Genomic DNA, 7,550 nt, shown 5'->3' with positions numbered 1-7,550 from the left:
AATATCGATAATTTTATTAATATCAATTGCTTATACAAGTGCCACAATACAAGGGCAAGAAATTAAACGCAAAGGTATCCAGAAATATATTGGTCGAGTGAAGGAATATGGGCGGACTCAAAGAAGACATAGTAGTTTTTATATTGGATTATATGCCCAATCTTGGGTTAATTTCATAGATAATTGTAGGGAATTAGTTAGGTCACTATTGAGATTATCTCCTAATAAGTGGAAGTATTATCAACAGGGTGAGAGAGCTATGAGGCTTATTCTGTCTGCATCTTAACCATTTTCGTCATCCCGTCAGTGGTGTTGCAATTGGTTATTTACGTTATATTTCTCAATCTGATGGATTGAATCTCACTTTTGAAGGTATAACTTTTAGCAAATTTATTGATGAAAAAACTTGGCAATTTAATGAAGTGAAACTAATTCAAGAAGTCAAGAATAAATCTCAAGCTTTTTACTTGAAAGATGAAGATTTAGAAAAACGGCTAATTACTGAAAAAAGTAATAATCAAGATCCTTGGCAAGTCTGTTGTGGTCATGATTTAGTAGAAATTCTATCACTTGGTTTACGCAAAGCTATTGGAACTAATAAAACGGCTGATGTTGAAGCAAATAGTCTTGAACGTAATTTACGACTTGCTTATGAAGTAGTTTATTTTTGTAAAACTCAGCTATACTTGGAAATTCGTTTATGGGAAACCAAAAATCAACCATTTAAGGTTTTACATAATGACGTATAACTCTTTCAATATCCATTACTCATAATGCAATTTTATGACCCCCACTCCCTCTTAGAATTTGTTTGACGAATGGGAATTTTAATTACAAATTCTGCTCCTTTTCCAAGAGAAGAAATACATTCTAATAAACCGTTATGTTGTTCATTAATAATTTGATAGCTGATATATAAACCTAATCCTGTACCTTTACCTACAGGTTTTGTAGTGTAGAAAGGATCAAATACTCTTTGTTGGATTTCTGTGGACATTCCCAAACCATTATCAGCGATGCGGATAGTGATATACTCAGAATTAGATACTTGAGTAGAAATGTAAATTTTGGGTTCGGGAATGGGTAATCTAGTATGGTGACTTCCGATTCCTTCCAAAGCATCAATAGCATTAATTAAAATATTCATAAATACTTGATTTAGTTGTCCTGGAAAACACTCAATTAATGGCAAATTCCCATATTCTTTAATAACTGTAATTTTGGGAATATGGAGTTGAGTATACAGCCGATGTTCCAAAAGCCTCAATGCGCTATTAATACCATGATGAATATTAGTTTGTTTTAACTCAGATTGATCAAGATGGGAAAATATCCGCAAAGAATCAACTATTTGCTGAATACGTTCTGTACCAATTTTAATAGAAGATATAAGTTTTGGTAGGTCTTGCTGTAAAAAATCTAGTTCAATTACTTCGGCTTGTTCATGAATTTCTTTAACGGGATGTGGATAATTTATTTGATAAAGTTTTAATAAATTTAGTAAATCTTGGCTATGTTTATCAGCGTGAATAAGATTGCCAAGAATAAAGTTTAAAGGATTATTAATTTCATGGGCAACTCCTGCTACTAATTGACCTAGAGAAGACATTTTTTCACTTTGAATTAGTTGCGATTGGGTGCATTGTAGCTTTTTTAAAGTTTCTTCTAATTCTAATGTGCGCTGTCTCAATTGATTTTCTGATTTTCGTAATTCTTCCTCAGTTCGATGACGATCTGTAATATCACGACTGACACCCAATATAGCAAAAATTTCTCCTTTACTATTACGTAAAGGGATTTTATGGGTATCTAAAATATATAAATTACCATCACCGTCGGGTGCAGGATCATAAGGATTATGAATGGTTTCACCTGATAAAACCAGTTTATCATCTGTGCGAAAGCCACGAATTTTTTTGTCGGGATTACCAAATACTATTTCTTCAGCAGTACCTAGTTCCAAATCATCTTTACCAATAATTTCTTCAATAGTTTTACCGAGTGAATTAGCTACGGTATGATTAACTAGAAGATAACGATAGTTTTGATCTTTGACAAATATCCAATCAAGACTTTTCTCAATGATCATTTTAAATAGAGAAGATTGTTCTTCTGTTTTTTGTAAATCTTGTTCTAATCCTGCCTTTGCCTGTTTGCATTCTTCAACTTCTTGTTGCAATTGATGATGATGTTCTAATACTTTTTCAAGTTCAGCAACACGTTGACGTAAAAAGGTAATTTCGTCATCTGGAGATTGACTGGACATAAAACAGTAATATATATGTATTTTAAATAATCAGACTCTCTCATAATGATAACAAACACAACTTTTATTCCTGTTGCTTTAACCATTGCTGGTTCGGATAGTGGTGGAGGTGCAGGAATTCAAACCGATTTACGCACATTTGCTTTTCATTGCGTTCACGGAACGAGTGCTATTACTTGCATTACCGCCCAAAATACTTTAGGAGTTACCCGTGTTGATGCTATGTCTTCAGATACTGTTGTAGCTCAAATTCAGGCCGTTGTAGAGGATATTGGTGTCCACGCTGCTAAAACGGGAATGTTGCTTAATCAAGGAATTATCACAGCTGTATCCCAGCAAATAACAGCTTACAATATTGAGAATTTAGTAGTTGATCCTGTGATGGTATCACGCACAGGAGCGCAATTAATTGATGATAATGCTGTGCAAACCCTACGGAATAAGCTGATTCCTCAAGCAGCTATTATTACACCAAATCGCTATGAAGCGCAGATTTTAAGCGGGTTAGAAATTGCTTCTTTAGCAGATATGCAAGCAGCAGCGGAAATTATGCACAAGGAATTAGCAGTAAAGGCTGTTTTAGTCAAAGGTGGGGGAATGTCTGGAAGTTTGCGGGGTGTTGATGTTTGGTTTGACGGGGAACAGTTGGAGATTTTGACAACGAAACAAATAGAGACAAAAAACACTCATGGTACAGGTTGTACTTTATCAGCGGCGATCGCTGCTAATCTAGCTTTAGGTAAAGACTTATGGACAGCAGTGCAAATAGCCAAGGAATATGTTACAAATGCTCTTACCTACTCCCTAGATATTGGTAAAGGACAAGGACCTGTAGGCCATTTTTTCCCATTATTGACAAAATAAAATTTTTAGTAAGTTGCATTAATAACATATAATTAGCTACCATACTGATGAGTAGGGCAGTTCATAAATTGCTCGGACATTTCTACTATTCCAAATCTTTGCCTTTTATGCCTTTTTCCATTATTCTTGGGCATAATCGAAGAAAAAAATATATTCTGCTCCTTGTTACCTTTACTCTAATTACCGTATTTTGATACTCTAATATCCATGAAAACAACTACAGGATCTAACTATAGTCAACCACCTACCAGCCAATCTCCCTCAGTTCCCCTTTGTGTTTACCGGGAGTTGACAGCGGATTTACAAGCGGTCCAAGCTAAGTTGGATGTAGTCACAAATCATAATCAGAAATTATCCCAAGAAAATCAGCAACTGCGTCAAGAAATTACTAAGGTAATTCAGTCTTGTTTAGAACTCCAAAAGTTAGTTGATAGTTCAGCACCTAGCACAAATTCACCTCACCGTAATAATAATGAGGTTTCATCTCCAACCCAGCCTCAACCTATACCTCGTGACAAGGATGTAAAATATGCGAACAAGCCTCTAGTTAATGGCACTTCTCCACGTCGAGAGGCTAATCGTCCCCCTCAAGAAAAAGTAAAAAAAGCTGCACCTCCTCAAAAACTTCGTCAGGAGTCGGCTGTACATATCATGGATATGAATTTTCCAGTGTCAGAAACAGTATTTATAGAAGAACAAGAAGTCCGTTATTCTCCTTATCCGCAGACAGAAACAAAGGGATTAAATGGTTGGTGGTTAGTAATTACTATTGTCTTAATTATGATAACTGGTTTTGGGGCTGGGTATTTAATTGTCCGTCCATTATTGCAAAATCAAACTCACATTCCGGACGCTAATGATTACACAGCCACAAAATTGAGTTGTCTGAATCAGGATGCTTAAAACGGGTATTGCTGATAGCCATATTGAGGTATGAAAATCAAAAATTCCATTTCTGAAACTCTTAATCTTTGCGTCTTTGCGCCTTTGCGTGAGACCAATTCATACCTTCATTCACCAACGCCTTAAAATGAAAGGATTAACAGTGATGTATGTTTCTCTTCATCCCGTACATCCTCAAATCCTAAGTAGGTGAACAGAAAAAATTAAAGGTATGTGAAGAAAAGTAAAATCGCCCAAAACTCTCTTCCTGTTCCCTGTTCCCTGTTCCCTTACCCCAACGACAATTTTTAACGCCCACCTACTTAGCAATCTTGATATGGCTTTCGCCACGCTACGCTATCAGACAGAAAGTAAAAGGGAGAAAAATCTATTTACGTCTCAACTTTTAACGCCTTTTCTGCTTGAAAATGTAACAATAATCCATATTCCAAACCTGCAACTACCGCTTGATAGGAAGCTTCCAAAATATTGCTAGAAACGCCTATAGTCGTCCACCTTTGTTGACCATTTCCAGATTCTACTAAAGCACGGGTTTTTGCAGATGTACCTGTATTTCCGTTGAGAATTCTGACTTTATAATCAGTCAATTCAAAGTCGGCAATTTGGGGATAAAAATTAACTAAAGCCTTACGCAAGGCAGCATCTAAAGCTGCGACAGGTCCATTACCTTCCGCTGCTTCGAGAATATTTTTACCATTAACAGCTACTTTTACTGTTGCTAAAGAATTAGTAGTTTCTTTCACTTCCACCAAATCACAGTGAACTTGAAAACCTTGAACTTCAAAAAACTGTTGTCGAAGTCCTAAAACCTCATACATTAACAGTGCAAAACTAGCTTCTGCGGCTTCAAATTGATAACCTTGACTTTCCAAATCCTTCATGCGTTGGAGAATTTGTCTAGCTTGGGGATGATCCTTATCTAATTCAATTCCTAAAGTTCGGGCTTTGGCTAAGACATTACTTAAACCAGACTGTTCAGAAATGACAATGCGGCGTTGATTTCCAACTAATTCTGGTTGAATATGTTCATAGGTTAAAGGGTTGCGTTCAACCGCAGAGACATGAATACCACCTTTGTGAGCAAAAGCCGAACGTCCGACAAAAGGGGCGTGTTCATCAGGTGCGAGATTGACAACTTCGCTGACAAAACGACTAGCTTCTGTAAGTTGATTTAGCTGGTGTTCACCGATACAACTATAACCCAGCTTTAGTTGTAAATTAGGAATCAGAGAACACAGATTAGCATTACCGCAGCGTTCCCCATAACCGTTGATTGTTCCTTGTACCATCTTTGCCCCTGCCATAACTGCTGCTAAGGCATTAGCAACTGCCATTTCTGAATCATTATGAGTATGTATGCCAATTTGGGGAATGGGTAATTGGTGATTGGTGACTTGCCCTGAGCGTAGCCGAAGGGTTGGTGATTGGGAAAGAGTTTTTTCTTGACAACTGACAACTGACAACTGACAACTGACATCTTTCACAATTTGCGAAACTTCATGAGGTAAAGTCCCGCCATTGGTATCACATAAAACTAACCATTCTGCACCGGCTGTCATTGCTGCTTTTAATGTCTGTAAAGCATAATCAGGATTTTGCTTATAACCATCAAACCAATGTTCAGCATCGTAGATTACCCGCCTTCCCTGAGAACGGAGATATTCAATTGTGTCCCCAATCATGGCTAAATTTTCTTCCAGACTGGTCTTGAGTCCGGCTGTAACGTGCAAATCCCAGGATTTACCGAAAATTGTCACCCAGCGCGTACCTGCTGCTAAAATCGCTTGCAGCATGGGTTCATCTGCGGCCTTGGTATGGGGGCGACGGGTGGAGCAAAAGGGGACAACTTCGGCTTGTTTGAGGGGATTTTCTTGGAGTTCCCAGAAAAATTGGACATCTTTAGGATTTGCACCTGGCCAACCACCTTCAATAAAGGGGATTCCTAAGTCATCGAGTTTGTGGGCAATGCGTAACTTATCTTCTATAGACACTGATAGTCCTTCCCGTTGAGTCCCGTCTCGGAGTGTAGTGTCATAGAGCCAAAGTTGATTTGAGGGAGTTATGGTCATAAAACTGACACCTAAGAGACAACTTTGTGGCGATGTGCCAATATATAGCAGGAGTCAGAATTCAGGAGTAAAACCCTGTTGTGATCCGAGTTTCATTATCACTTGAGATCCTCACCTTGCTGGCGATCGCTATACAACAAAAAGCTATGTTGGTAATTTCAATATGCCCCAGGTAATAGCTCAAGGTAAATTAATTGAGTGTGAAAGCCAAGCCAATTTACGTAAAGTTCTGTTAGCAAATGGTGTTGACCTCTACAATGGCGGTTCTGGAATCATCAATTGTCGGGGAATTGGCACTTGTGGCACTTGTGCGGTTAAGGTAGAGGGCGAAGTGTCCGCAGTGAATTGGCGTGATCAAACACGGCGTTCCCTTCCTCCTCATTCTCCTACAAATGACCTGCGTTTAGCTTGTCAAACTCAGGTTTTAGGTAATGTAAAAGTAACAAAATTTAATGGGTTTTGGGGTCAAGGTTCTCAAATAGTTTGGACACCAGAAGGTTAACAAGGAGAGACACAAGATGGGTAGATGGACACCCTTAATTTTAATGGCTGGAGGCGTGGCAATTTTGCTAGGTACGTTACTAGGAATTAATTTTCCTATGGGCGGACAACAAGGCGCTAATGTACCACCTGGACGCAGGGCATCCAGCGTTCTCCCAGCTAATATTAATGTTAATAGCTCTGCAAGTAAGAATGATTCTGAAAGTAATCTTAGTACCGAGTCAGAAACTATTAACAGAAACGATTCTTCTAGTGAAAATCGCCGCACCAGTGTAGCTCAAAGTAATGCTTCTACTGAGAATACAGGCAATTTTTCTAATACTACACAAGAAACAACAAGTGGTAGTAATAACAGTTCTAGTTTTTCTAATGAAACTGGAACTACACAGAGTGGCTCAAATTCTAGTAGTAATCTTAATCAAGGTAAACAACCAATTCGGGCTTTGTGGTAAGGGATTGGGTAGTGGGTAATGGGTAATTAATTTCTTTTTACCAATTACCAATTACCAAATAACAGCCCTGATAGGTTATTAGTTATTTACTGAGGACTAATGACTGGGCGCAGGCCTTGCGCCCCTACTGAGTAATGACTAATGACGTTTTAATTATCGGTGGTGGTATTATCGGGTTGGCTTGCGGTGTAGAACTGAAATTGCGGGGTGCAAATGTAACTGTACTGTCACGTGATTTTACTGCCGCAGCCAGTCATGCCGCAGCGGGGATGTTAGCTCCTGATGCGGAAAATATTACGAATGAGGCGATGTTGTCTTTGTGTAGGCGATCGCTTAATTTATATTTAGACTGGACACAAAAATTAACAGAATTAACTAGTTTAAATACTGGTTATTGGCCTTGTGGTATTCTTGCACCAGTTTATCAACAAGCAGGGGGGCAGGGGAGCAGGGGAGCAGAGGAGCAGAGGAGCAGAGGAGCAGAGGAGCAGGGGA

8 protein-coding genes and 1 pseudogene are annotated in these 7,550 nt (G+C 38.5%); 7 read left to right on the top strand and 2 right to left on the bottom strand.

Annotation, left to right across the window (positions count from 1 at the left end; translation table 11 throughout):
* Positions 1-286 (top strand): annotated as a pseudogene (locus FJR38_RS24085) (IS4 family transposase); the annotation flags it as partial.
* A gap of 67 nt (positions 287-353) precedes the next feature.
* Positions 354-749, top strand: a complete 396-nt coding sequence (locus FJR38_RS24080; RefSeq protein WP_254449550.1) for a DUF4435 domain-containing protein — start codon at positions 354-356, stop codon at positions 747-749.
* Between the two features lie 32 nt (positions 750-781).
* Here FJR38_RS24080 and FJR38_RS24075 read toward each other — a convergent pair whose 3' ends face one another.
* A complete protein-coding gene (locus FJR38_RS24075) occupies positions 782-2,266 on the bottom strand; it encodes an ATP-binding protein (protein ID WP_168539860.1) in 1,485 nt (494 codons plus the stop codon).
* A 45-nt stretch (positions 2,267-2,311) separates the two neighbouring features.
* On the opposite strand from FJR38_RS24075, the gene thiD reads away from it, so the two are divergent.
* Positions 2,312-3,130, top strand: coding sequence for a bifunctional hydroxymethylpyrimidine kinase/phosphomethylpyrimidine kinase (gene thiD / locus FJR38_RS24070; protein WP_168539858.1), 819 nt, complete (start codon positions 2,312-2,314; stop codon positions 3,128-3,130).
* A 207-nt stretch (positions 3,131-3,337) separates the two neighbouring features.
* Entirely contained in the window at positions 3,338-4,033 is a 696-nt protein-coding gene (locus FJR38_RS24065; RefSeq protein ID WP_168496939.1) for a hypothetical protein, read from the top strand.
* 371 nt (positions 4,034-4,404) lie between these two features.
* Here FJR38_RS24065 and cimA read toward each other — a convergent pair whose 3' ends face one another.
* Complete coding sequence (gene cimA / locus FJR38_RS24060) at positions 4,405-6,102, bottom strand: citramalate synthase (protein ID WP_168539856.1); 1,698 nt, start codon at positions 6,100-6,102, stop codon at positions 4,405-4,407.
* A gap of 163 nt (positions 6,103-6,265) precedes the next feature.
* Between cimA and FJR38_RS24055 the strand changes: the two genes are divergently transcribed.
* The 3 genes from FJR38_RS24055 to FJR38_RS24045 form a co-directional block, all read left to right on the top strand.
* Entirely contained in the window at positions 6,266-6,604 is a 339-nt protein-coding gene (locus FJR38_RS24055; protein WP_168496943.1) for a 2Fe-2S iron-sulfur cluster-binding protein, read from the top strand.
* Positions 6,605-6,620: 16 nt separating this feature from the next.
* Positions 6,621-7,055, top strand: coding sequence for a hypothetical protein (locus FJR38_RS24050; RefSeq protein ID WP_168496945.1), 435 nt, complete (start codon positions 6,621-6,623; stop codon positions 7,053-7,055).
* A 134-nt stretch (positions 7,056-7,189) separates the two neighbouring features.
* Positions 7,190-7,550, top strand: a 361-nt coding sequence (locus FJR38_RS24045) for an FAD-dependent oxidoreductase (RefSeq protein ID WP_168539854.1), incomplete at its 3' end; no start/stop codon positions are given.

It is taken from the genome of Anabaena sp. UHCC 0253 (assembly GCF_009712085.1).
Lineage (GTDB): Bacteria > Cyanobacteriota > Cyanobacteriia > Cyanobacteriales > Nostocaceae > Dolichospermum.
The sequence above is the reverse complement of the archived record's forward strand: the minus strand, read 5'-3'. Positions and strand labels throughout refer to the sequence as shown.

What these genes read in the sequence shown, in the direction of transcription:
- thiD (WP_168539858.1), top strand. Translation starts at nt 2,312, where the DNA reads ATGATAACAAACACAACTTTTATTCCTGTTGCTTTAACCATTGCTGGT.
- FJR38_RS24055 (WP_168496943.1), top strand. Translation starts at nt 6,266, where the DNA reads ATGCCCCAGGTAATAGCTCAAGGTAAATTAATTGAGTGTGAAAGCCAA.
- cimA (WP_168539856.1), bottom strand. Translation starts at nt 6,102, where the DNA reads ATGACCATAACTCCCTCAAATCAACTTTGGCTCTATGACACTACACTC.
- FJR38_RS24075 (WP_168539860.1), bottom strand. Translation starts at nt 2,266, where the DNA reads ATGTCCAGTCAATCTCCAGATGACGAAATTACCTTTTTACGTCAACGT.
- FJR38_RS24050 (WP_168496945.1), top strand. Translation starts at nt 6,621, where the DNA reads ATGGGTAGATGGACACCCTTAATTTTAATGGCTGGAGGCGTGGCAATT.
- FJR38_RS24065 (WP_168496939.1), top strand. Translation starts at nt 3,338, where the DNA reads ATGAAAACAACTACAGGATCTAACTATAGTCAACCACCTACCAGCCAA.